21 protein-coding genes and 3 pseudogenes are annotated in these 24,329 nt (G+C 59.7%); 12 read left to right on the top strand and 12 right to left on the bottom strand.

Going from position 1 to position 24,329, the window contains the following annotated elements:
* Window positions 1–37: 37 nt before the first annotated feature.
* Window positions 38–1,260 (bottom strand): IS3 family transposase gene (locus E8E95_RS03140; RefSeq protein ID WP_280347810.1). Its coding sequence is split into 2 segments (ribosomal slippage): window positions 38–915 and window positions 915–1,260, totalling 1,224 coding nucleotides; the frame shifts between segments, so codons are not numbered across the junction.
* 113 nt (window positions 1,261–1,373) lie between these two features.
* Here E8E95_RS03140 and E8E95_RS03145 point away from each other — a divergent pair.
* The gene (locus E8E95_RS03145; RefSeq protein ID WP_280348045.1) at window positions 1,374–2,621 is read left to right on the top strand and encodes an SbcC/MukB-like Walker B domain-containing protein; all 1,248 of its coding nucleotides are present in this window, start codon (window positions 1,374–1,376) and stop codon (window positions 2,619–2,621) included.
* Window positions 2,618–3,757 carry a Wadjet anti-phage system protein JetD domain-containing protein gene (locus E8E95_RS03150; protein ID WP_280348047.1) on the top strand — a complete coding sequence of 380 codons (1,140 nt, stop codon included), beginning with the start codon at window positions 2,618–2,620 and terminating at the stop codon, window positions 3,755–3,757. The genes E8E95_RS03145 and E8E95_RS03150 overlap by 4 nt, the downstream gene beginning before the upstream one ends.
* Window positions 3,758–4,199: 442 nt before the next feature.
* On the opposite strand, the gene E8E95_RS03155 is transcribed toward E8E95_RS03150, so the two are convergent.
* The gene (locus E8E95_RS03155; RefSeq protein WP_280348049.1) at window positions 4,200–4,871 is read right to left on the bottom strand and encodes a hypothetical protein; all 672 of its coding nucleotides are present in this window, start codon (window positions 4,869–4,871) and stop codon (window positions 4,200–4,202) included.
* A gap of 1,895 nt (window positions 4,872–6,766) precedes the next feature.
* Between E8E95_RS03155 and E8E95_RS03160 the strand changes: the two genes are divergently transcribed.
* From E8E95_RS03160 to E8E95_RS03180, 5 genes are all read left to right on the top strand, one after another.
* The gene (locus tag E8E95_RS03160) at window positions 6,767–7,009 is read left to right on the top strand and encodes a hypothetical protein (RefSeq protein ID WP_280348051.1); all 243 of its coding nucleotides are present in this window, start codon (window positions 6,767–6,769) and stop codon (window positions 7,007–7,009) included.
* 343 nt (window positions 7,010–7,352) lie between these two features.
* Window positions 7,353–8,600 carry an alpha/beta hydrolase gene (locus E8E95_RS03165; protein WP_280348053.1) on the top strand — a complete coding sequence of 416 codons (1,248 nt, stop codon included), beginning with the start codon at window positions 7,353–7,355 and terminating at the stop codon, window positions 8,598–8,600.
* A gap of 14 nt (window positions 8,601–8,614) precedes the next feature.
* Complete coding sequence (locus E8E95_RS03170; RefSeq protein WP_280348054.1) at window positions 8,615–9,043, top strand: hypothetical protein; 429 nt, start codon at window positions 8,615–8,617, stop codon at window positions 9,041–9,043.
* A 2-nt stretch (window positions 9,044–9,045) separates the two neighbouring features.
* Window positions 9,046–10,086, top strand: a complete 1,041-nt coding sequence (locus tag E8E95_RS03175; RefSeq protein ID WP_280348055.1) for an alpha/beta fold hydrolase — start codon at window positions 9,046–9,048, stop codon at window positions 10,084–10,086.
* Window positions 10,087–10,110: 24 nt separating this feature from the next.
* Entirely contained in the window at window positions 10,111–10,707 is a 597-nt protein-coding gene (locus E8E95_RS03180; RefSeq protein WP_280348056.1) for a GNAT family N-acetyltransferase, read from the top strand.
* 72 nt (window positions 10,708–10,779) lie between these two features.
* Here the strand turns inward: E8E95_RS03180 and E8E95_RS03185 are convergent, their stop codons facing one another.
* The gene (locus E8E95_RS03185) at window positions 10,780–11,433 is read right to left on the bottom strand and encodes a DsbA family oxidoreductase (RefSeq protein WP_280348057.1); all 654 of its coding nucleotides are present in this window, start codon (window positions 11,431–11,433) and stop codon (window positions 10,780–10,782) included.
* Between the two features lie 295 nt (window positions 11,434–11,728).
* On the opposite strand from E8E95_RS03185, the gene E8E95_RS03190 reads away from it, so the two are divergent.
* Both E8E95_RS03190 and E8E95_RS03195 read left to right on the top strand, forming a co-directional pair.
* Window positions 11,729–12,232, top strand: coding sequence for a DoxX family protein (locus E8E95_RS03190; protein WP_280348058.1), 504 nt, complete (start codon window positions 11,729–11,731; stop codon window positions 12,230–12,232).
* A gap of 20 nt (window positions 12,233–12,252) precedes the next feature.
* Window positions 12,253–13,290 (top strand): alpha/beta hydrolase, encoded by a 1,038-nt coding sequence (locus E8E95_RS03195; protein ID WP_280348059.1) that lies wholly within the window; start codon window positions 12,253–12,255, stop codon window positions 13,288–13,290.
* A gap of 211 nt (window positions 13,291–13,501) precedes the next feature.
* Here E8E95_RS03195 and E8E95_RS03200 read toward each other — a convergent pair whose 3' ends face one another.
* Genes E8E95_RS03200 through E8E95_RS03210 form a run of 3 tightly spaced genes read right to left on the bottom strand, consistent with a single transcriptional unit; the run spans window position 13,502 to window position 15,452 of the window.
* A complete protein-coding gene (locus E8E95_RS03200) occupies window positions 13,502–14,365 on the bottom strand; it encodes a DUF3618 domain-containing protein (RefSeq protein ID WP_280348060.1) in 864 nt (287 codons plus the stop codon).
* A complete protein-coding gene (locus E8E95_RS03205; protein WP_280348061.1) occupies window positions 14,362–14,793 on the bottom strand; it encodes a phage holin family protein in 432 nt (143 codons plus the stop codon). Before E8E95_RS03205 ends, E8E95_RS03200 begins: the two co-directional genes overlap by 4 nt.
* Window positions 14,790–15,452: a hypothetical protein gene (locus E8E95_RS03210; protein ID WP_280348062.1), complete on the bottom strand. Its 663-nt coding sequence runs from the start codon at window positions 15,450–15,452 to the stop codon at window positions 14,790–14,792. Before E8E95_RS03210 ends, E8E95_RS03205 begins: the two co-directional genes overlap by 4 nt.
* Before the next feature lie 275 nt (window positions 15,453–15,727).
* On the opposite strand from E8E95_RS03210, the pseudogene E8E95_RS03215 reads away from it, so the two are divergent.
* Window positions 15,728–16,151: pseudogene (locus tag E8E95_RS03215) on the top strand (low affinity iron permease family protein).
* Between the two features lie 32 nt (window positions 16,152–16,183).
* Here the strand turns inward: E8E95_RS03215 and E8E95_RS03220 are convergent.
* Complete coding sequence (locus tag E8E95_RS03220) at window positions 16,184–20,305, bottom strand: CheR family methyltransferase (RefSeq protein WP_280348063.1); 4,122 nt, start codon at window positions 20,303–20,305, stop codon at window positions 16,184–16,186.
* A 374-nt stretch (window positions 20,306–20,679) separates the two neighbouring features.
* Window positions 20,680–21,270, bottom strand: a pseudogene (locus E8E95_RS03225) (EAL domain-containing protein); the annotation flags it as partial.
* A gap of 170 nt (window positions 21,271–21,440) precedes the next feature.
* On the opposite strand from E8E95_RS03225, the gene E8E95_RS03230 reads away from it, so the two are divergent.
* Window positions 21,441–21,641: a DUF2934 domain-containing protein gene (locus tag E8E95_RS03230; protein WP_280348064.1), complete on the top strand. Its 201-nt coding sequence runs from the start codon at window positions 21,441–21,443 to the stop codon at window positions 21,639–21,641.
* Between the two features lie 65 nt (window positions 21,642–21,706).
* On the opposite strand, the gene E8E95_RS03235 is transcribed toward E8E95_RS03230, so the two are convergent.
* The 4 genes and pseudogenes from E8E95_RS03235 to E8E95_RS03250 form a co-directional block, all read right to left on the bottom strand.
* Window positions 21,707–21,997: a hypothetical protein gene (locus E8E95_RS03235; RefSeq protein ID WP_280348065.1), complete on the bottom strand. Its 291-nt coding sequence runs from the start codon at window positions 21,995–21,997 to the stop codon at window positions 21,707–21,709.
* Window positions 21,998–22,124: 127 nt separating this feature from the next.
* Complete coding sequence (locus E8E95_RS03240) at window positions 22,125–22,478, bottom strand: DUF3509 domain-containing protein (protein WP_280348066.1); 354 nt, start codon at window positions 22,476–22,478, stop codon at window positions 22,125–22,127.
* Between the two features lie 377 nt (window positions 22,479–22,855).
* Window positions 22,856–23,323 carry a hemerythrin domain-containing protein gene (locus E8E95_RS03245; protein WP_280348067.1) on the bottom strand — a complete coding sequence of 156 codons (468 nt, stop codon included), beginning with the start codon at window positions 23,321–23,323 and terminating at the stop codon, window positions 22,856–22,858.
* Between the two features lie 108 nt (window positions 23,324–23,431).
* Window positions 23,432–23,668 (bottom strand): annotated as a pseudogene (locus E8E95_RS03250) (glutathione-dependent formaldehyde dehydrogenase); the annotation flags it as partial.
* 375 nt (window positions 23,669–24,043) lie between these two features.
* Here E8E95_RS03250 and E8E95_RS03260 point away from each other — a divergent pair.
* Window positions 24,044–24,329: transposase (locus tag E8E95_RS03260; protein WP_280348068.1), on the top strand; the 286-nt coding region annotated here is incomplete at its 3' end.

Here is a 24,329-nt window from a genome sequence, read left to right on the forward strand (position 1 = left end):
TGGACTTGCCCCTATCAAACCGGACACCGGTACCCCGTTAAGTTGATGCCTCAGCCAAGCGTCTGAACTCCCGAGGTGAGCGGTAGTTCAGTGCGCTGTGCGGATGTTCCTCGTTGTAATGCTCGAAGGCGATGGCCAGGTTGCGCAGGGCCGTCGCTCGATCGGGCTTGGGCATGTGGCGGATATAGTCGCGCTTCATGGTCTTCACGAAGCTCTCCGCCATCCCGTTGCTCTGTGGGCTGCACACCGGTGTTGTCAGAGGTAGCAGGCCGATCTGCCGGGCAAAGACCCGGGTCTGTTCGGCGGTATAGGCCGAGCCGTTATCGCTCAGCCATTGCACCGGCGACGCAGGCAGCTCGCTACCGAAGCGTTGCTCGACGGCTTCCAGCATCACGTCGCGGACATCGTCGCCACTGTAGCCGTGTGGGCTGGCCACCCAACTGATGGCTTCGCGGTCGCAGCAGTCCAGAGCGAAGGTCACGCGCAGTTTGTCACCATCCTCGCAGCGGAACTCGAAGCCATCCGAACACCAGCGGGTGTTGCTTGTATCCACGGCGACACGACCTTCGTGACGCCGCGCCACACCCGGCTGCTTGCGACGGCGTTCCAGCAACAGATCGTGATCACGCATGACGCGGTAAACCCGCTTCACGTTGACCGGTGGCAGGGCCTGTTGCTCATGCTGCCGACGCAACAGACCCCAGATCCGACGATAGCCATAGCTGGGCAGGGCGCCGACTGCCTGCTGGATCTGCTCGACCAAGGTCACATCGTTGAACGCTCGGCGCCGACGAGGCCGCAGCCCTGGAGCGGGTTGTTTGAGTCGAGCCGTCAATTGCGAGCGCGCCACACCGAGACTCTCACTGACCGCCTTCACTGGTCGTCCCCCGGCAACAAGGGTGAGTGCGCAATCCATTTTCGCGAGCGGGCGATCTCCACCGCTTCCTTGAGGATCTCGGCCTCCATGGTCTTCTTGCCCAGCATCCGTTGCAGTTCGCGGATCTGCTTGAGGGCATCGGCCAACTCGGAGGCGGGCACCACCGCTTCACCGGCACTGACCGCCGAGAGGCTGCCGTCCTGGTAGAGCTTGCGCCAGTGGAACAGTTGGTTGGGGTTGATGCCGTTGCGCCGGGCCACCACCGAGACGCTTTGCCCGGGCTCGAGACTCTCGCGCACCATGGCCAGTTTTTCCTCGACGCTCCAGCGGCGACGCCGCTCCTGGCCGAGCACTTCGATGGTTTTGTCTTTGCTGGTAGTCATAAACACAGTCGTTTGCCTATCCCTTATGGTAAGGGGGAAACGGTGTCCTGTGTTTCAAGGGGCTCGTTCAGATTACCTCCCTTGAGGAGCGTAGACCTGCAGTGGTGCAGTCGTTGGCCAACGAAGTCGACCGGGTACGGAGCCTTTGCGATGTCAACCGGGCCCACGTGGCGAATCTGTTCCTGGAAACTGCCTATGAACTCGCTGCCACATGGCAAGGGCGCGAGGACAACCTGGAATCTGCAATTCCTGGCATGCGTGCGAACACATCCATCAAGGCGGGCGATGTCAGGCATGATCTGGCCGAGCACAATCGGGTCGCCCGGCAAGATGAGCGCTTTACCGGTGGCGTACCGGATGTTCTGGAACATGATCGCTTCGATCTGGTGTATGGCCATTTAGTCCTCTTGCGGGGCGAAGTCCTGGCCACACTTGCGGACCTAAAAAACATCGGTCTCCTCAACAACGCCCAGGATCTTGCCGACGCTGAAGCCTCTTTCCGCGATGTGTTTACCAAGCAGTTTTGCGTCGAGATCCGCGGTAAGGTGGAGGAGGGCGTCCGCGAGTTGCGAATACTCAACAACGAACTGCGGAATCTGAAGTTTGGGTCCGATCGTTTTGAGATCGAGTGGTCAAAATGGGTGCCCGAATTCTACGAGTACTACACCTTCTTCGGTGCCGTGGCCGAGATGGCCGCCTCCAACGAGGCCCATGACCTGTTTGGTTCCGCATCGCTCACCGACATCCAGGTTGCCGTCCGGGACAGGCTGATCGGTTTGCTCCTGGATGACGACCATGAACGCGCAACCAAGGAACTGATGCGGATCGCGGATTATCGCAACTACCGCGTCTACGACATCGTGAATCACTCCGACAGTGGGGGCGCGATCAAGTTGTCGGAGTGGGGCACCGGGTCGGGTGGTCAGCTCGAAACGCCTGCGTACATAGTCAGGGCCGCAGTGGTAACCAACAAGCTGAAAGTCTTCGACAAAGGCCCCAGCCTCAAGCTGCTGGTGAACGATGAGTCCTTCGCACGCATGGATGAAACTCGTGCGCGCGCAGTCCTGGGATTCTTACGTGACAACCTCAATCTGCAGGTCATCTGCGCTGTTCCGACCATGAAGGCCGGGGCCATTCGTGATGAGTTTACCCGCGAATTCACTTTTACCCGTCTGTCTCCAGTCGAGAATGGGGAGCTCGACTTCATTTCAGAATGCGATTCCCGCGAGTTGCGACCAGACAAGATGCGAGTGATGTGGGAACAGCAGCGTAGGGTGGCAAGAGAGCAGGCCCGCATGAGATTCGAGGTGGAGAATCCTCTGGAGCCGGACGAAGAGCCAGCGCAAGAGGCTGTCCCATGAGCCTACCGATTTGGGCGCAGCAACCGGCAATCCAAGAGGTCTTGAACAGCTTGGTAAACAGGCTTGATGCGGCCGAAAAGCGCGGAACCAAACCTAATGCGATGGCGCTGACGGAGATCACTTGGCCTGCGCTCTTCAAGGCTCTGTACGAGTCGGAAAAGGAGCACTTGTGGTCGCAGATCCAGCAGCTACACGAGAGTGGTTGGATCGAGATTAAGCCGGGGAGGGCGGCGATGTCTCGTGCCGGCTATGCCCTGGCACCCAAGGTTGAGATTCGGGACAGTGAATGGCTTCGGACGGCTACGGGCAGGGCCGAACGACCGCAGACGGCGAACGAGCGTTGGCGGGCGGCGGTGGACTTGGGGTTACAGGCACCAGAGGTAGCCAAAGCGGTGGTGCGGAATTTCTGCATTGACCTTCCTGGGCGTGACATGGCGGCCGTCGTAGAGCAGCTCAATCGATTGGCTGGACTTGCGAAGGAGCCTTTGTTTCTACGTGAGGTCTCCGCCCAGTTGTTCTGGGGCATGTCCAAGGTCCTGGATAACCGCCAAACCCTGGTGGCAGCGATCCTTGGTCTGTCTGAATGCCCCTTCGCGGAGGCGCCCATTCAGCTGCAGGTATTCCTGCCACACGGCGGCTGGGATGGCGTGCTGTTTATTGAGAACCAGGTGTCGTTCGAGCGTACAATTCGCTCGGTGAATGCTGAAGCCTACCGGTTGGCCATGGTGCACGCCTCTGGATTCAAAGGTTCGGCCGCTCGCTTGCGGCAGGTAGCAACGTCATCGCTGTTCTTCTCGAATCTGGGCAGCCAAGAGCCCCTTCATACTGAACGCTTCGGTCGCTGGCTCTATGGTCAAGAATCTGGGGAATCTCAATTCTGGGGAGACCTGGACTGGGCCGGCATGGCGATCCTGGTGGCGCTCCGATCAAGCTTTCCCGGAACCGTGGCCTGGCAGTTGGGCTACCAACCGATGTTGGCCAGCCTGCGAGGTGGCAATGGCCATCGTCCGGAGGAGGCTGACAAGCGGGGTCAGACGCCGGTCAGTAGCACTGGGTGCGAGTACACAGACAACAGCTTGATCCCTGCGCTGCAGACCCTGAATGCCTTTGTCGATCAGGAAGCGTTCAGGATCTGAGTACACAGCCCTGGGCAGGTCATTTCTCGCCGGTTACGACCAAGAGCTTTGTCGGCTTGTCGTCTCTTTACTTCCGAATTTAGATGAAGAATTCCTTCCGAGGACTCAGGCCCAGGCCGCGAACGCCATCCGTTGATCACGTCAGCGCGGTGCTGAAGGCGGATGGACTAAACTTGCTTCACGCTATCCAGGCAACTTGGTGGATTCCGACTGTGGGGATGGTCCAGTTTTTAAAAAACACAGACGCAGCCCGAGGCAGTACGCATGGATCTGGGCGTCACTAAGTGCTTGAAAGTGGAGGGTCCGATTTTTAAAAAACAAAAGTCCAGTTTTTTAGAAACAGTGACAGGAGCCGCCGCGCCGATCTGTTGGCTCCGGCGTCTGGCTGATTCTGGCCATGGTGATCGCTATCGCTCTTACCCTAGGCTTCGCATAATCTATATTATGGTAAATCGCATATCTGGTTGACCGCAGGCTGGTGTTGATTTCTGTCGTACGTCAGCAGCCCTTCGATGGTGAGGCGCACCAGGGCACAGATCAGGTGCGTGGAGGCCAGCATGGGATAGGTTTGCAGCAACCCGCCAAACGTCCCCGTCTGCTCCTGAGTCACGTAGTCGAGGACCGTCTGCTGCACGTGATCTATCAGGGGTTGATTGCGCCCGACTGCAATGAACTGCAGGAGACGGAGTCGAGGCAACAACTCATAGTGGCGGGCCACACGCGTGGACTCATCGAATAAGCGATACAACGCCCCGCTGTTCGCGGCTAATTCGCGCTGTATCTGGATCTGCTCACTGGCATTGACTTCATCCACATGCCCAGCTTTGACTTCATGCCACTCCAGCACGCCGTCGGCGTTCCTGGCCACGACATCTGGCCGCGTCCGACGACCACCCAGTTGGTCGCCATACAACTCGTTCTCCCCTGGGATCCAGAAGTCAACGATTTGGGGATCGAACTCAAGGTTCAGCAGCCAGTGTGCCAGCTCCTGGTTACTTTCAAGGATGAGGTCAGACCGCAACTTGTGGCTGTAGACTAACCATAAATAACTGAGTGCCGATCGCCGGCTACGAAGGCGCGAAAGAAAAGCATTCTCCGGTGTTTTGTTAGGCATAATCGCCCCCTCAACTGATGTGAGTCGTGGGGTGACTTGCCTCTCCCTCGCGTGAATTCCCTTTGAATGGGGGAGCAGCACCAAGTTACATTGTAGCCATCAACATAATACCGGTTGATTAATGAGGACATAAAATCACGAATTATTATATTTTTTCAGCATATACACAGCCCCCGCTTCATTCCATTGGACTGCCAGATCATGCCGATAGATGAGGTTGAGTCGAGCGGCGGCCTCGCAGGCAGACTAGACGCCAAGTGCCGCAGCGCGTTGCACCGCTATATTGATTGGCAAGGCCGAGATTTACCGTCGCTTGCCTACGAAGTCTGTCTCTACTTAGCGGACGCCTATCGCTGTGGTGACGGGAAATGCATAACGTCCACGCTTGCCGCTCTCAGTCACTGGCACAAGCACAACGACTTTCCCGACCCTACCGAAAGCCCGTCAGTGAAGGATTTGGTACGCCAGATCAGGTACAGAGTGTCGCTAGTCCAACCAAGACTCCAACCGCCTCCTTCATTAATTGAAGTAATGTCTTTAGCCGAGGCATATCAGCGCCGATTCCCAGCTGAGACGTCACCCGAAGCGGACTCACGCAAAGACTCGATAAAGTTAACTTCACCTTTTGCACTAACCGCTTACCGAAACCGAGCAATCTTGTTAATTGGATTCTGGTTCGGGCTTTCCACTGCCGACGTGTGCCGACTTACGCGAAGCGATGTAAAAATAACAAGTAACTCCCTTGAAATAACAACGAGCCGAATCGTCGGGAAAAGAGCTAGATACTCCTTCCAGATACATCGCCTCCCCTTGCTCTGTCCTCTAGCGGCGCTTGAGGACTGGTTGCGTTATTCAAACGACACAAATCACTATCTCTTCCCTCGCACAACACGCCGAGAACTTCCTGGCTCGATTAGCTCCCAGGCCGTGCAGTATAACTTTTTGAGAGTTATCGTAGCACCCAACAAACCCGCATTCTATATCCGCTCGCTACGCTACAGCCTTTACTTCTTCTTGGTGGAAAATGGCTGGTCTCGCCGAAAAATACTAAAGCACATGCCGTTTTATAAAAAAAGTGCAGCCACTGTTCGACTGCGGAAGCCCCGCCAATCTTCATCTGACTATCGCGCCCCTTCCACCCTCTGCCCCGAATACGTAGCGGCTATTAACTCCATATTCGAGAACAGCCACTACCAAGAAGCTTAGAACACATTGGAATTAAAATAGATTATGGAGGCCAATTCTAACCGCACATTCGTAAATTTTTAGTTGCAGAAAAAATAGAAACCCCTCAAGTGTCCCATTTTTTTCAGAACAAATTCTTTGAGAAACTTTTTATTCCCTAAAGGAACCCGTTGAGCTATAAGGGGTTTTTGATTTTGACCATTTCAAAGTTTTAGTTCTGAGGGCTACAACGCTGCTTTGCACTCAACAGCCTTGCTGACAGGCTGAAAGCGTTTCCCTATTGCTGGAATTACTGCCGGAGATCGTGCGCGCCAATTTCGATGATCACTGACGGCAGCCGCGCGACCTCCTGGTTTGCTGCGGGAGAATCTCGAAACCCAGCGACTTTCCCGCGATGCTGGATGTTGAGCTCTTTTCCCTATTCGCCGATGCCACGTACGTCCTGTCCCGAAGATGGGTATTTCCTTCGCCGGTATCGGGTCTCCATCCCCAGGGACCGATTTGAAGCTGCGCCACGATCATCCATTCGAAATCGCTCTGCATACGCCGCTGCCGCCATTCGACGCACACGCAACTACTCAACGATCAGTTCAGGTGCGCCCCTTGCATAACCAGCATCAGGCCGTCGGGGGTTCTCAATCACCCGGGCGTAGAGCGTCGATGCCGGCAACTCAGGCTCGATACGAACATTCGCGTCGAAGGGCAATGACATGGATAGAAAGACCTTGGTCCTGCTGGAAGAACTGTTCGAGCAAGCAGCTGCAGATTTGGAAGCAAGCGGGTTCGCAAGAACAAGCACCCAACTCGAGACGCCGACTCGCGAGCGAGTCCAGGAGGCCGGGGAATTTCTGCTGGAGCTGGCGGCGGTTCGTTTTCCAGCACTTGATCCTTATGTCTCATCCAACGCGGATGGAACCATCACCCTGGTCCTGGATTACCAGAGGACGCGATGAGGGGCGGGCTCTCTCGAACGCTTCTGCCCTCCCCTCACACCAGCAATTACCGCCAAGCAACCGGCTGAGAACTTGGACTAGCGCCGAACCTGTAGGAGCGAGCTTGCTCGCGAACAGCCTAGGCGGGATCTTTTCGCGAGCAAGCTCGCTCCTACAGAAAGTCTGGGAGCATTTCGAATGTTCCCGGTGAGAGTGGGCCACCCCGCCTCATAGGAGTGGTTCCGACGTTCGTATGGCTGGATATCGTGAGCGCAGGCAAGCCATTCGCTCACCCAGACCATCGGAGGTCGTTTACTTGGACGCACACGTCAGTAAAACCAAACCCTCGGCTAAGCCGTCAGATATGACCCTCTCCAGCGAGGGCATGCCGCGAACCTGTCGCGGCGCCGATCTGGATGGTGATGCCAGGAACCTGCTGCGGCTGGTCAATCTGGCGACGCGCCTGCGCCCGGTCGAAAAATATTCGCTGGCGCAGACCCGTCAACTCTGGCGGCTGTCCGCGCTGGCACTGGGCAGGCAGGTGCCGGTTGCGGCGGTCAGTGAAGTGGAGATCGAAGGGCCAGCCGGCCCCATTGCGCTGCGGGTCTTCAGACCAGCCCAAACCGGCGAGCTGCTGCCGGCCTTCGTCTGGTGCCATGGCGGTGGCTTTATCGTGGGCGATCTCGACAGCGGAGAGTCCATCTGCCGCAACATCACTGCTGCCGCTGGCTGCATCAGCGTTGCCGTGCGCTATCGCCTGGCACCGGAGCACGACCTGAACGCCGGCCGCGAAGACTTTCTCGCCGCCTTGAAATGGATTGCCCAGAACGGTGCCGAACTGGGCATCGACAGCAGCCGCCTGGCCATTGGTGGTGATTCCGCGGGGGGTAACATCTGTGCGGCGGTTGCCCAGGAATGGGTGCGCTGCAAGGGTCCCCGGCTCGCCCTCCAGGTACTCGCCTACCCGGCAACCGATCTGCAGCAGGAATTCCCGTCGCTGGCCGAGAACGCCGAAGGCTACTTCGTCAGCAATCAGCTGCTGGGCATGATTCGCGACGTAACCGCCAGTGCTACCGAAGCTCTGGACCCCACGGCGCCATGGCTTTCTCCGCGACGCAATCCGAATCTCGACGACCTGCCGCCGGCGCTGGTCATCAGCGCCGGTTTCGACCCGATTCGCGACGACGGCCTCGACTATGCCAACCGTTTGCGCGCTGCCCAGGTGCCGGTGGAGCTGCTGCACTACCCAGGCGAATTCCACGGTTTCCTCAACTTCGACGCTGTGGTCGGCGCGGGGCGCGATGCCCTGCACAGAATCGGCATGGCCCTGGCGCAGGTGTTCGCGGGTGAGGCGGCGGCAGATCGCACGCTGGAAATCAGCGACCAGTCGCCCAAAAGGTCATTTGGCGAGATCGGCGCCTCGCTGCTGGCCGCCCTGACTGCAAGCCACGGCTGGAGAGACGCGCTGCTGCGCCAGCTGTCGCCCCGACTGGCCTGCGCATCGCAGTGGATCCTGAGGCCCTGGCTGGCACCATCGGCCGCTATCCGACTTCGGCTCGCCAATCGTTTCGAACAACAGGTCGCGGAACAGACCTACCCCACGAAACCCTGAATCCGGAATCCGTCATGGCCAATGCGAAGTTCCCAGACCCTCTGCAGTTCTGTCGCGACACCCTCACCAAATTCGAGAACGGCATCAACCAGTTCGCCACCCGAAAAATGGAAACGGTGGAATTCGCCGAGACGCTCAGCCGTTTCAACAAGGTTTCGCTGAGCGTCCAGTACACCCTAGACAAATCCCTGGCGTGCTTCTTCGAACGACTGGATCTGCCCAGCCGAACGGAGGTCGCCTCGCTGGCGGCTGCCGTGCAGCGGGTGGAAGAAAAACTCGAAAGGCTATTGCCGGACATGCCCGATCAGGCATTGGTGCCCCGTCCGCCGCGCACCCGCATTCCCATCGATATCGCCCCGGAACAAGCCCTGAACGAGGCCCGGACGCGAGCCGGGAAGCCCAAGGCCAGTGCCCATGGCCGCCGTGCCCGGAAGGAGAAGTGAGCATGCCTTTTGACTGTGCTCTTGCAAGCCAGGTGCGTACAGAAGTCCGGCGAATGGTGCAGCGGCGCCTGAAAGGGCTTGAGTACATTTCCTCTCCCCGTCCCGAATCCGGGACCAGCCCGAAGACGCTGCTGCATCGTCGCGGCACGCTCAGCCTGTATCACTATCACGCCACCGCGGATGAGGTGTATCGGGTCCCTCTGCTGCTGGTGATGGCGACCACCAACAGGGCCTACCTGTTCGACCTGGCCAAAGGCCAAAGCCTGATCGAGTTCCTGCTGCACCGTGGGCACGACGTCTACGTGGTGGACTGGAACCCGCCGACGCAAGAAGAACGGCACCTGACGATCGAGAACTACGTGCTCGACTTCATCCCGGATTGCATTCGCCGCGTCCAGGCGGACTCCGGTAGCGAGGACGTGACCCTGGTCGGCTACTGCATGGCCGGCATTCTCTCGAGCATCTACGCCGCGCTGAACCCGGACGGTCCGCTGAAGAACCTGGTGTGCTTCACGCCTCCCGTCGATTGGTCGCAGATTCCCTGGCACCGCAGCATCGCGCATCCCGACCACTTCGATGTCGACGAACTGGTAGAACGCCTCGGCGTTATTCCGGGACGGATGATCATGAATGGCTTCGACATGCTCAGGCCCGCCGGGCGCATTGCCGGCAAGCTCAGGCTCTGGGACAACATGTGGGATGAGAACTACGTCAGGGGCTACCGCATGATGACCGGATGGGGCGATGACACCCTCCCCCTGGCTGGCGATTACTACCGCCAGACCGTCAAGGAGCTCCTGTGGAAGAACAGCCTTAGCAACGGAACCCTGCGCATCGGTGGGCAGCCGGTCGACCTTGGACGAATCAAGGTCCCCCTGCTTAGCGTCGTTGCCCAGCACGACACCCCTGGTACCCCCTGCGGCTGCCCGTCCGCTTCTGGAAAAGACCGCCTCGCTGGACAAGGAAGAACTGGTACTGCCAGGGGGCCATGTGAGCCTGGTAGCGGGACCGGCAGCGGTAAAACGGATGTGGCCGGCACTTGATCAATGGTTAGGGAAACGCTCCGTATGAAACAGAATGCCCAACGCAAATACCCACGCACGCTATCGATCAACGACAGAAGCATCGAGATTCGCCCGCTGCACCCCGATGACGCCCCCGCACTCAATACCTTCATCCAGGCGGTGCCGGTTCACGACCGCCTTTTCGTTCCCCGCGATCTCGGCCACCCCAAGGTGATCAGGGCGTGGCTGTCTGCTCTGGATAGTGGTGTCACCAGTCTCGCCGCCTTCGTGGATGGTGAGATGATCGGCTGCTCCGCGGTGGTCAGCGATGCGCTGTCCTGGTCGGCCCATGTCGGCGATCTGCGGGTTCTGGTGCGGCCAACCTGGCAAGGCCGTGGTCTGGGACGCGCGCTGATTCAGGAGAGCTTCAAGCTGGCCCTTGGCATGGGCCTGGAAAAGCTGACGGTGCAGATGACCGTGGATCAGAGTTCAGCGATCGCCGTGTTTGAACGGCTAGGCTTCCAACCCGAATCGGTGCTGCGCAATCACATCAAGGACCTCGATGGTCACCGCCACGACCTGGCTCTGCTGAGCCTGGAGGTCGCCGAGTTGCACCAACGAGCCTACGAACGCGGCATGTCAGACGCCCTGCACGGCTGATCCGCTGCCGAGGCGCTCACGCTATTTGAGTGAGCGCCTCGATGCCCACCTGCCCTCGCCTGCTCCCCTTGATCAAGCCTCGGTTGGGGACTGTGCCATTTGCCTCAGCATCTGCTCGTAGTACTCGACGGACTGCGATCCGGAGACCAGGTGGCGGCCGTTTAGGATCAGTGCCGGTACCGACTGGATACCGCGCTCACGGTAGAACGCTTCAAGCTCACGGACCTCCTTGGCGAAGGCTCCGGTCGCCAGCACCTCACGTGCTCGCCCCGCATCCAGCCCGACTTCGCTGGCCAGTCGCACGAGCGTCTCGTGATCGCTGGGGTTCTCGCCGTCGGAGAAATATGTGCGAAGCAGGACTTTCTTGAGCGCCCTCTGCCGCCCTTCCTGCAACGCCCAGAACAACAGGCGATGAGCATCGAAGGTGTTGTAGAAGTGGCTGCGCCTTTCCAGGTCGAAATGAAAGCCGATGGCCTCGCCACGGGCAATCACCATCTCGTTTCTGGAGGCGACTTCTTCGGCGCTGCGCCCGTACTTGCGCATCATGTGCCGCGTCGCGGGCTCGCCTTCGGCCGGCATATCCGGGTTCAACTCGAACGGCTTGTAGGTCAGCTCGACGAGGACTTCACCGGAGAGGTTAGCGATGGCCTGGTCCAGCGCCGTCGCGCCCAGGGCGCACCACGGGCACACCACATCGGAAACGAAATCGATGGTTACGGACGGCATGACTGTGCCTCCGTGAAATCAGGGGTAATGGGCACGTTGACGAACATGACAGCTCTCCAGTGACCTCCCATCGACATGATGGGCAGGCGTCGGAGGCGAATTTAGGGTTCAGGCGAAGCGGGATAAAGACGGCGCTTTGCACATCATTGATGACGTGATGTAACGAGTGATCCCTACACAGGGATACATGAGGGCTCGTAGCGGACACATACGGGACAAGCAGCCTTGTCAGCATTTGCACATGAGCAGCAACGGCATCCCGCCGACCGCCCTCCACTGTCACAGGAACCCTGTCATGAGCCGCGTCGCCCTCCTCTCCCCCTTGCAGTTCGTCTTCAACCACCTGGACCGGCTAGGCGCCTGGAGTGCCGACATTCCACTGCGCCTGTTCCTTGCGTGGGAGTTCTACGAGTCGGGCCTGGAAAAATGGAACGGCCAGAACTGGTTCGTGGACATCCAATCCGCGTTTCCCTTTCCGTTCGATCTGCTCCCGCCCGAGCTGAGCTGGCAGATGTCCATGTGGGTGGAGCTGATCGCACCGCTGCTGCTGATCCTGGGGTTGGGTACTCGCTTCGCCGTCTTCTCCCTGATGGTGTTGTCGGTTGTCGCCATCGCCGCCGTGCACTGGCCGGCACACTGGTCGACCCTCGGGGAACTCGCCCAGGGCTATGCCATCAGCGACAAGGGCTTTGGCAACTACAAGCTGCCGCTGATCTACCTGGTGGCTGCCCTGCCCTTGCTGCTCAATGGCGCAGGACGTTTCAGCCTCGACGCCCTACTCTTCCGAAAGAAAGCCTGACGCGGAAAAAGGAGACAACCATGTCAGATGAATTCAGCTTCAACCGCCGTAAATTCCTGACCGCTTCACTGGTGACACTGGCGTCCGCCGAACTCCTTGTCGGCACCGCGCAAGCGCAGTCCGATGCACCGAAGCCGCCAACCGCGCCAGGCGGGAATACCTCGCTCGGTCCTCTCCATCATGTGGATGCCGGCGTCCTGAACGTCGCCTATGCCGAAGCCGGTCCGGCCGATGGCAGCGTCGTGATCCTGCTCCACGGCTGGCCGTACGACATTCACAGTTTCGTCGATGTCGTGCCCCTGCTCGCATCGGCCGGTTACCGGGTGCTCGTGCCCTACCTGCGTGGCTATGGATCGACGCGCTTCCTGTCGAACGAGACGGCCCGTAGCGGACAGCCCGTGGCCATCGCCACCGACATCGTCGCCTTCATGGATGTACTGAAAATCGACAAAGCGATTCTCGCCGGCTTCGACTGGGGCTCGCGTACCGCCAACATCATCGCGGCGCTCTGGCCGGAACGCTGCAAGGCGATGGTGTCCGTCAGTGGTTACCTGATTGGCAGCCAGGAGGTCGGCAGGCAGCCGTTGCCGCCGAAGAATGAATTGCAGTGGTGGTACCAGTTCTACTTCGCCACCGAGCGTGGCGAGGCCGGCTATGAGAAGTACCGCCATGACTTTGCAAAGCTGATCTGGCAGAACGCATCGCCGCAGTGGAAGTTCGACGATGCCACCTTCGAACGCAGCGCAGCCGCCTTCGACAACCCGGATCACGTCGCCATCGTCATCCACAACTACCGTTGGCGCCTCGGCATGGTCGAAGGTGAGGCGAAGTTCGATGCAATGGAAAGCCAGTTGGCGGAGTTCCCCGTGATCAGCGTGCCGACCATTACGTTACAAGGCGACGCGGACGGCGCGCCGCGACCTGACCCCGCCGTGTATGCGAAGAAGTTCTCGGGCAAGTACCAGCACCGCGCCGTCGACGGTGGCATTGGCCACAACCTGCCCCAGGAGGCACCCCACGCGTTCGCGCAGGCCGTCATCGACGTTGATAAGTTCTGAAGCGCCAAACCTGTAGGAGCGAGCTTGCTCGCGAACCATCGGTGCACACCTTTCGCGAGCAAGCTCGCTCCTACAAAAAACCTTTCCCCTTGCGGGTCTTAGTTTCGGGCGAACGCCAGAGCCTAAATGTAGGAGCGAGCTTGCTCGCGAACATTCGGGGCACATCCTTCGCGAGCAAGCTCGCTCCTACAAGAGGTTCGCAAGCCTTGATTCAATTCGAGCTCGGCCGATGGTCCGTTGCGCCGTATTCGTCCGGGCGGTGGATCTCATCGGCTGGCGAACGGGTTGAGGACGCTGCGCGTCGTTGGACGTTTTCCATGGCTGCCTTGCCCGTCTCCGTGACCTTGTCGTAGCCCTCCCGCATCAGGCGTTTCGCCTCGTCGGTCAGCCGGTCGCTCGCCTGTCCCATGAGCCGGTTTTCCTGTGGTGTGCTAGGCAGTGCAGTGCCTATCAGTGCACCCACGGCGATGCCCATCGCGGCCAGGGCCAAGGGCTGTTCGCGCAGCAGGTAGTCAAAGCCGTTCCTGACCGAATCGGATTGGTGCCGCACGGAGTCCGCCATGTGATGGCTGCGCTCGGTTACGGTGTGTTTGACCGTGTCAAAGCCATCGCTCAGATAGTCGACACGCTCGCTGGCCACTTCCCGCCCATGTCGAAGCGATTCCCTGGCCTGATCCACCGCGCTCGACACTGCATCCGCCGCACGGCCGAAGCTATCCCTGACGCCGCCGGCCATGTTCCGGACGCCGCCGTCCGCACCGTACTCACCGATTGCATAGGTGGGCCTCGGGACCGGAGGTGTGCGGTTCTGCCCCAGCATCAGCCACGCCAGGCCGATGGAGGTCAGCACCGTCGGCACTGGATTGTTCCTCAAGGTGGTGCCCAGGTTGTTGAAGAACTCGGCGCCGTTGTCCTTGGTGAAAGCCAGCGCCTGGTCAACCAGTTGGCCGGGCGACAGCTTGTTCTCCAGGGCGTTGACGATACTGCCGATATTGGAGCGCTGCTGTTCGATCTCCCGCTCAAGGGTTTCCGGGTCCTTGTGCGACTCGACTTCGATCTGACTTTGAGTACTCATGTCATTCTCCTCATCACCGCGTCCTTGTCTTTCTGCAGCGAACTGACGGTCCGCTCAGGCGTGAGATGCGACGGCTCGAACTGCTTTTTGCCGGCCTGAACCATGATGAATCCGGCCAGCGTGACCACGCCGCCGACGATCAATGCCGCCAGCCAGGGTGCCAGGACCAGGCTCAGGCCATAGACCGCCGACAACAGCAGCATGATGAAGCCGCCCAGCAACACCACCACCCCGCCGGCAACACCGGCGATGCCTGCCTTGGTGGAGCGCAGGGATTCCTGCATTTCAGCCTTGGCCAGTGCCAGTTCCTTGGTGAACAGTTGCTGGACTTCATGGCTCAACTGACGGATCAACCCCATCACCGTCGAGCCGTTCTCTGGACGCTCTAGCGGAGTGGGTTCCGGGCGAATGTTTTGTCGATCAGTCATTCCGATACTCCTTTGCGCAGATCGTCATCGCCGATGCGCAAGTCATCATCAAGCCGGTCGGTGAGAGTGGGCACGAGCGGGTCGCTGTAACGGTCGAGTGGATCTGGATCGAGCGGCATTGCCGCGCTCCGTGCGGTCGTTTCCGGCGTGGGATCAACCGGGCTGAAATCCTGCGACGGATCACGGACGTAACCTGCATCGTCAGGCGGGCTGGTGGCTGCATCGGGCATGCGGTGGCTGGTTGCGCCGAAGAAGCGCGACAGCCCGAAACCGATCGCCACGCTGCCGGCAACGAACAGCGCCGGATTATCGCGAGCCAACTGGCCGGTTTGCCGAATCAGTTGATCGACACTCTTGCCGCGCAGGTTGTCGGCCAGCGACGTCATGCGCTCAGCCATGTCAGCGACGTAATGGGAGATGCCCAGGGCGTCGTTCCGCTCCAGGTCCGAAACTGCCGTGCGCGCTCCTTCCGCCAGCGATTCCAGCTGGTCCGCGGCGGTGTCCCGGTACTGCTCGTACTGCGACATGGCCTGCTCCTGGGCGTCTTGTGCGAGTCCTGCAGCGCTGTTTTTCAGATCACGCAGGTGCTCGCCCATTTCAGTGCTGGGCGGGTCGGCGCTCTTGCCCGCGGGCGGATTGTTTCTGGGGTAGGTTTCCATGCTGATTCACCTTTCTTTGGAAGTCAGGGAGATGGGCACCTCGCTTCGCGGACCTCGCCATCAAAGATCAGGTTGCCTAGTAGGGGGATGACCGGCGGGGTGGAGAGTTCAAGGAGAAAGATAAAAGGCAAGAGTCGAGCTGTTTTCGCTCTGACATGGCTAGTCAGCGGGAGAAAGATTTAATCCCGATGGCGATCTGGAAATCGAATATGAGTTCCCGTGGCGTGGGCCGCTGGCACAGGTCCAGGGCAAAACATTCTGCATGGTGATCGATCATGAACTTTTCCACGCTTTCCTCGAAGCTATCCAGCGCCGCCGGCAAACCCCACACATTCGTGGCTGCCGTATCGTTCGTCATCCTCTGGGGATTGAGCGGCTGTTCTTCGGTTTCAACGACAGCTGGCAACTGGTGATCAACACCTCGACCACCATCATCACCTCCTCATGGTGTTCCTCATCCAGCACACGCAGAACCGCGACAACGATGCGTTGCACATCAAGCTGGACGAATTGCTGCGGGCAACGGAGAGAGCCCACAACGCCCGGATCAGTCTCGACAAGATGGATTCGCGCACGCTCCATGACTTGCGCAAGGCCTACGGGAAGTTCGGGCTGGGTGAGGACACGGAAGCGGAAGAGCGTGAACTGGAGGAGCGCATACAGTCCTCCCGGAACAGCCGGAAGCCACCTCCTAGCTGATGTCGCTGCTCCCCATCAAGAACATGGGCTGGTCAGCCCTTGCCCACCCCCAGTTCCAGGGCCGTCCGTTGCAGCGTCTCCAGGGAAACCGGCTTGCTCACATGGGCATTGAACCCGGCTTCATAGGCCTGGTCGGCATCGCTGGTCGTGCCGTAACCGGTGAGCGCGATGGCCGGGGTGTTCTCGTGGTAAGGCATCTTCCGGATGCGACGCATCAACTCGTGGCCGTCCATCCCAGGCATGCCGATATCCGACAGGATCAAGTCCCAGCCGTCTTCCTCCAGCAGCTTGAGGGCCGAGATGCCGTCGTCCGCCGTGGTCACCGATGCCCCTTCCATTTCCAGCACCGCCTGCATGATGGTGCGGATATCGGCCGAGTCATCGACGATCAGCACGCGCAGGCCGCTGAACTGGCCACCGCTCGCTTCTTCTGCGGCAAGCTTTTCCCCGCTCTGCTGGTAGAGCGGAAGCCATGCGCAGAAGGTCGCGCCCTGGCCGATCCCTGGGGAGTACGCCTCTACCCTGCCGTGTTGCGCTTCCACCAGTTCCCTGACCAAGGCGAGGCCGATGCCAAGCCCCTCCTTGCGCGAGGTGTGATGACCTTCGCTGCCTTGGCCGAAAAGCTCGAAGATCAGCGGCAGCGATTCGGGCGCGATGCCCTGGCCGTTGTCGCGCACCGTGATCTTGAGCATTCCGGCGTCGTGAGCGAGTGCAACCCGGATGGTGCCGTTGGCAGGCGTGAACTTCACCGCATTGCTCAACAGATTCCAGACGATCTGTTCCATACGTACCGCGTCGGCTTCTGCGACCAGCAGCTCGTCACCGTTTCTGGGTACGTCGATTTCGATGGCCACGTCCTTGGCGGTGGCGTCGGTGGTCAGTGCGCTGATGACCTCTTCGACGATGTTGTGGACGATCACCGGGCCCAGGTTCAGCTTGAGCTTGCCGGTGTTCAGACGGGACAGGTCGAGCAGATCGTCGATGATCCGTGCCTGGCTTCGCACCGAGCCGAGGATGCTGTCCACCGCGCGTGCCGCAACGGCGTGGCTTTTGACCATCGACAGGCGCGCGATCAGTTCGGTGTTCAACTGGATCAGGTTCAGCGGGTGCTTGAGTTCGTGGGACATCATGGCGAAGAACTCGTCGCGCAGGCGCATGCTGTTCTGGTTCTGTTGTAGGCGGCTCTCTTGATCCGCCTCTGCGCGTTTCTTGCCGGTAATGTCGCGTCCGATCCTGGCATAACCATGGGGACCGCCGTTGGGCAGTGCAGTGGTGACACTGCTGCAGAAGAAACGCGAACCGTCCTTGCGCACATGCCAGCGGTCATCTTCGGCACGACCGGCTTCGCGGGCGATGCGCAGCTCATTCGTCAGCACGCCTGCGTGCCTGTCCTCTTCCGGGAAAATGAAATTGGCATTTTTCCCGATGACGTCCATTTCCGCGTAGCCGTAGATACGCTCGGCGCCATTGTTCCAGCCGGTGATGCGACCATCCCGGTCCAGGGTGATGATGATGAAGTCCTGGGTGCTCTCCGCCGCCAGGCGCAGGCGTTCTTCGCTTTCGCGGGCCTTCTCCTCGGCGATACGCCGCTGGGTGATATCAATGAAAGTAAGCACTGCGCCATCGATCACGTTCTCGGTGGTGCGGTACGGCAGCATGCGCACGATGTACCAGCGCCCATCATTGCTGGCGACTTCCCGCTCAATGGTGCGCAGCGACTCGAACGCATCCGCGGCGTCGGCGGACAGGGTCGGATAATCCAGGCGGTGGGTGATGTCCAGCAGCGAACGCCCGATGTCGGAGGAAATGATGCTGAAAATGGCCGTGGCGCGTGGTGTGTACGACTTGATACGCATGTCGTGGCCGACAAACACCGTAGCGATATCCGTGGAGGCGATGAGGTTCTGCAGGTCGTCGTTGATCTTGCCGGTTTCCTCGACCTTGGTCTTCAGCTCCTGGTTGACGGTGATCAGCTCTTCGTTGATCGATTGCAGCTCTTCCTTGCTGGTTTCCAGCTCCTCGGTGGTGGAACGAAGCTCTTCGTTTATCGCCTGCAGTTCTTCGTTGGAGGCCTTCAGCTCTTCGGTGGAGGTTTCCGATTGCTCGATGGTCGCCTGCAGCTGCTCCTTGTTGCGTTGCAGCTCGCTTTCCAGCTGCGACAGCACGTTGTCCTTGATATCCACCTGGGAAGAATCGACATCGTTGCTCATGGTTTCCTCGACCTCGTCGAAGATCACCAGGGCGAAGTCGGCATCCATGTCGCGGAATGGCCGCACGACCATGTTGATGTAGGAGCTGGTGCCGTCCCGCTCATGCTTGACGCGGCGTGCCTCGACGCTCTTGTTGGTCTGGAACGCCTGGAACAGTGCAGTGCGCAACTCCAGGCGCAGCGACGGATGGATCAGCGACAGCAGATTGTGCGACGGCTCGCCGCCCACATAGCGGAGGTAGCGCCCCGACTGGTCGGACATGTGGACGATGTTCGATTCATGGTTCACCACCACGCTCGGCGGCGCGTACTGCTCCAGCACGCGCTGGTGGACTTCGGCAAAGGAAATACGTCGACGCTCCATGGGTCTTTCACTGCTCGGCTGCGGCATGTCCGTATAGGTGTTGACGGGCAAAGGCGCGGCGGTACGGCCGATGACCGAAGCGGCCTTCGCGCGGTAGATGCGGTTCTTCTTGTCCACCGGGGTGAACAGATCCATGCACACATCCGCCGATTCGGAACTTCCCAGGAACAGGTAGCCACCGGGCGCCAGCGCGAAATGGAACATCTGCAGGATGTCCGTCTGCACCTCCCGGTCGAGGTAGATCAGCAGGTTGCGGCAGGAAATCAGGTGCAGCTTGGAGAACGGCGGATCGCGCAGCAGGTTGTGCATGGCGAACAGCACGCGCTCACGAATCTCCTTCTTCACGCGGAAGCGATTCTGCTCCTTCGTGAAGAACTGCCGCAGACGCTGGGGCGCGATATCCGGCAGGATCGCCTCCGGATACATGCCGCTGCGGCCGATGGAAATGGAGTGCTCGTCGATGTCGGTGGCGAACACCTGGAATTTGCGCTCGCTCTCGCTGTACACGACGTACTCGGAGAGCAGCATGGCCATCGAATAGGCCTCTTCGCCGGAGGAGCAGCCGGCGCTCCACACGCGAATCAGCGCCTCCTCGTCCATGCGCATTTCGAACAGGCGCGGAATGATCTCTCGTTCGAGGGCTTCGAATGCTTCGCGATCACGGAAGAAATTGGTCACGCCAATGAGCATGTCGGTCAGCAAATAGCCGGTTTCCTCAGGCGTCGCCTGGAGGAAGCCGCGGTAGGCCGGTAGATCGCTCAGGCGATTGACCTGCATGCGCCGCTCGATGCGCCGCAGTACGGTCGCCCGTTTGTAATGCTTGAAATCGTGCCCCGTGCGGGTACGCAGGATGGTCAGGATGTCGCGCAACGCAGCCTCGGCGACGCGGGCCTGGTCGGGGTCTTCAATCTTCCTGACGGACTCCGATACATCCGCCTCAACCGGCAGCTTGATGGTGCGCATGGTTTCCCAAAGTTCCATGAGCTTCTGCGGGATATCCGCTGCCGGCAGGATGAAATCGACCTGCCCGGTGGTGATCGCGCTGCGCGGCATGCTTTCGTATTCCGCGTCGTTCGGCTCCTGGACAATGGTCACCCCGCCCTGCTCCTTTACCCGAGAAAGGCCGGCGGAACCGTCGCTGCCATTGCCGCTGAGGACAACGCCAACAGCGCGTTCCGTGTGGGCATCAGCCAGGGTGCGCATGAACAGGTCAATGGCGATATGCCGGGGCTGCGTGGCGTTCAGATCGCTGACACGCAGATAGCCATCATTCATCGTCAGCTGCATGGCTGGGGAAATCAGGTAGACGCAGTTCTGCTCGATGGGGGTCGCGTGGGTGACCTGCTGGACCTTCATCTTGGTGGCTTTTTGCAGAATCTGGTCGGCGCTGCTCTCATGGTCCGGCGACAGGTGCATCACCACCACGAACGCCATGCCATTGTCGTTTGGGATGTTCTCGAACACGCGAAGAAGCGCGGCAAGCCCGCCAGCGGAAGCGCCCAGCCCTACTACGGGGAAATTCAAGTGACTCGGCTGGACCTTCAGCTTGGCGTTATTACCACGGGGTTGTCGCTTGCTCATCACATGTGCCCTCATCCGACACAGCTATCCGACTTTCCGCGTCGACAGCTGTATCGGCAGTGATCCGTTTTGGTTGTTATGGCGATCCACAATCGAGGCGGCATGATCCATACCCGTCATGGCCAGATGCTAGGCACCGCGGGCCGTCTTTCAAATGCCAATAATACCGCTAAGGAGGTGCCATCATGGATAGTTTTCATGGGGCGGCACATGCAAGAAACGGTCAAGATCGGAACTGTTCCATCCGGAAGTTAGCGGTGGCGGTGCCTGACTCCGGGCATGGACGGAGCCGTTATGAGAACACCATTTGCCCCCTCCCCCGCTTCTAAGTCCCCCACCATCGCCAACTGCGCGCCCTGCCCCGAGGCCCCGTGCTAGGCCTGCTGCGTCGCGCCGGGGGATGGCACTGCCAGGTTCAACAGTTGTTCCAGGGCATCGCGACGCATGGGCTCGCTGAACAAGAAGCCCTGGACCTCGCCGCAACCTTCTTCCGCGAGGATGCGGAGTTGCCCTTCGGTCTCCACCCCTTCGGCGGTGACCATCAGGTTGAGCGCCCGTCCGAGGCCGATGATGGCCTGGACGATCGAACGATCGCGGTCGGTCTTGTCGAGGGACGCGATGAAGCGTTGGTCGATCTTGATGCTGTCGAATGGATAGGTGCGCAGGTACCCCAGCGAGGAGTAGCCCGTGCCGAAGTCGTCCATGTTCAGCCTCACGCCCAGTTCCTTCAGCGCATGCATGGTTTTCAGCGCCCCTTCGACATCGTTGAGCATGACGTTCTCGGTGATCTCCAGCTCCAGCCGCTCGGCCGGCAGCCCGGTATCCACCAGGGCCCGTTGCACCTGCCCGATCATATCGGGATGGGAGAACTGTGCGGGCGAGACGTTCACCGACACCATCAGCTCGCTCTGCCAGTGGATGGCCTCCTGGCACGCCTCGCGCAGGACCCACTCGCCGATGTCGACGCAACGCCCCGCTGCCGCTTCTGGCCCATGAATGGGCCGGGACGCCGCCTGAAGCAAAAACCCTGAACACCATGCTGCTGGTGCGCTCAGAACTAGAACCCCCGCAAAGCAGGTCGGGCAAAACGCCTGATTCCTTTGCTTGTCTGCCACCCCACTGGGAGGAGAAGCCGATGATCGACAAAAACGCCATCCGCGAACGGGCGTATGAGCTTTGGGAACTGCAGGGCCGTCCAGAGGGAGAAGAGGAGCACTTCTGGCGGCTTGCAGAAGAACAACTGCAAACAGAACAGGAATCAGGAGAGCGACCGTCGGAATCCTTCAGTGGCGGCATCGAATCCGGTGTAGCGCCCCCCGCCCCCACGCCTGAGTGAATATCTTGCCAACAGCGTTTCAGGCAGCGCGGGGTTCGCCTCGCGCTTTTCGTACAAACCGGTCATCAGCACTCGGCAGAACTGAAGACCGGACGGCCGTGCTCGTCCACATGCAGCAGCATGGCGAGGGCCTCGTCCGCTGCCCTCAGGGCTTCGCATTTCCGGCGGAAATGCAGGCGGTGATAGACCTGGTGCAACTTGGGCTTACTGTTGGCAGACAAGGACTGTATGGCGATGAAGGCAATAGCGTGATCGCCATTTACATAGGCTTCGCTCCATGCGGTGTGCGCGGGAAAAACTCGTTTCGTCATGGCAGCCTCGGGATCGTTAATTGTTGTTGTTCTGTACGTGATCACAGCTGTGCATCCTCGGGATGAACATACCAAAACACCGCCGTTCCACGAGGAGAACGGCGGTTCGATAAGCCACGGAGCGACATCCTGCCGATGCCCGCGGCGCTACTCTCGGTTCAGGCAAGGCCCGTCAGTGTTTTTCCATATGACGCTCATGTTCCAGCTTCCGGCGCTGAACCAGCGTCTTGGCCTTGGTCATAGTGATCGCTCCACCGTGATAGGTCGGCAGGTCGCGCGGAATCCAGGACGTGCCCGCGCCATGCCAGACTACCTCCCCGGCAGCCAGCTTCATTTCTCGTAACAGTTCATGGATAACGCGTTCCGCGCAGGCTTCGCTGCACAGCACGTTGCGGTCGATGGCCTTGCGGTAGGTCGCGCCCTTTTCGCCCCGGAGGGTGAGCAGCACGGAGCCATCCGGACGCGGCTGGAGTTCGACCTGATGTTGCGGAAACGCAAGGTGGAAGGCGGATGCGGGCAGATTCATGCGGACTCCGTTCTTGGCGATGTTGTAGCGGAATCCAAGCAGCCTTCATGCCCGCTTCAATGCCTCTCCAAGGCCTTGATAAAAAAGGAATTAATCCAGATTGCTCGATACGAAAACATGCAATTTGCATGATCATGCGATAAGCGGTCGTGCAATTTGCACTACGAAAACATGTAGGAGCGAGCTTGCTCGCGAAATTTCGCGCTCGGACCGTTCGCCAGCAAGCTGGCTCCTACAGGGTCAGTACTCCGCTGCTTCCCGGACTTGTAGGAGCGAGCTTGCTCGCGAAGAATCCGCGCTCGGACTTCGCCAGCAAGCTGGCTCCTACATGAGGTCATTCCTGTTGGGCCGGTCCCTGGCCCATTGAGGCGGCCGAATCAGGCCGCGTGCCCCATGGATTGCTTCAATTTCAGCTTGTGGCTTTCCATCTGCTGGCCCAGCTCCTCGAGCCGCTTCTTGCCCAGCAGTTTTTCTGCCTTGGGAAACATCTCCTCCTCCTCTTCCTTGATGTGATGCTCCAGCAGTTCCTTGAGCACCTTCGCCCGCCCCGCAAAGGGCGCCGAGTCAGTCGGCGTATTCAAGAGGTCCGGCAACACCAGGCTATCGACCGTGCGATGCTCTTCTTTCGCTTCGTAGAACAGCTTTTCCTCTTCCTTGCCGCCGGCCTGCACATAGGCCGGATAGAAGATCCGTTCCTCGAGTTCCGTATGGATCGAGAGTTCGGTGTGGATCTTGTTCAGCAGGTCCATGCGCGTCTTGGTCCCCCGTTCCGTGGTGGCGGCGAGCTTCATCAGCATCTGCTTCACGAGCTGGTGGTCCTGCTTGAGTAGATCGACTGCATTCATCGTCTTTCTCCTGAGCTGTGGTCACGGTGGATGGTGAATTGCTTATTGGCTGACCGACTGGTCCGGGGCCGGTTCGGGGAATCCGGCGAATGGCGTCGGCGGCCTTGTTCAGGGCCGCAGGATGACCTTGCGGCAGTCGTCTTCCTTGCGATCGAACATGCGATAACCCTGCGCCGCCTCGGCCAGTGGCAGGCGGTGACTGATGATGATCTGCGGATTCAGCTCGCCCTTCTGGATGTGCTCGAGCAGCTTCGGCAGCAACGCTTGCACATGGGTCTGGCCCATCTTGAACGTCAACCCCTTGTCGAAAGCGTCGCCGAACAGGAAACCGTGAAGAAAGCCGGCATCGACCAGCACCGGGTCGGGCACGCTTTCCACACGCACGTCGTGGGAGCCGTGGTAGGTCAACGCTTGCATGATCAGCTCCTTGCCCGGCGCGCCGGACGGGTTCGTAGGTTCAATGGCGACGCGCGCAATCACCACGAGCGCGAATAGAGGTATGGACTGGAGGGCTTCCGGGGGTGTTCAAGGTTTTATCCGTAGGAGCGAGCTTGCTCGCGCCCTCCCGCTCGGATTGTTCGTTGTAGGAGCGAGCTTGCTCGCGAAGAACCCGCGCTCGGATCGTTCGCCAGCAAGCTGGCTCCTACAGGGCGAGGGGCTTGAAGTGGCCTAATGATTCTGGACACCCCGATAGGGCGTTAAGCTGCGCCCAAGCAAGAGGTGTTCATGAGCAGAAGATCATTCAGTCCGGAATTCAAACTCGAGGCCGCCAGTCTGGTGCTCGATCAAGGCTATTCCATACCGGCAGCCTGCAAGGCGATGGGGGTAGGCCCAACTGCCATGCGGCGCTGGGTCGAGCAATTGACCCTGGAGCGCCATGGCAAGACGCCGGAACACGGCAAGGCGATGACGCCGGAGCAGCGGCGAATCCAGGAGCTGGAGGCCCAGGTGCGGCGGCTGGAGCGGGAGAAAGAGATCCTAAAAAAGGCTACCGCTCTCTTGATGT

Source organism: Pseudomonas sp. BN414, from assembly GCF_029871275.1.
GTDB classification, from domain to species: domain Bacteria; phylum Pseudomonadota; class Gammaproteobacteria; order Pseudomonadales; family Pseudomonadaceae; genus Metapseudomonas; species Metapseudomonas resinovorans_C.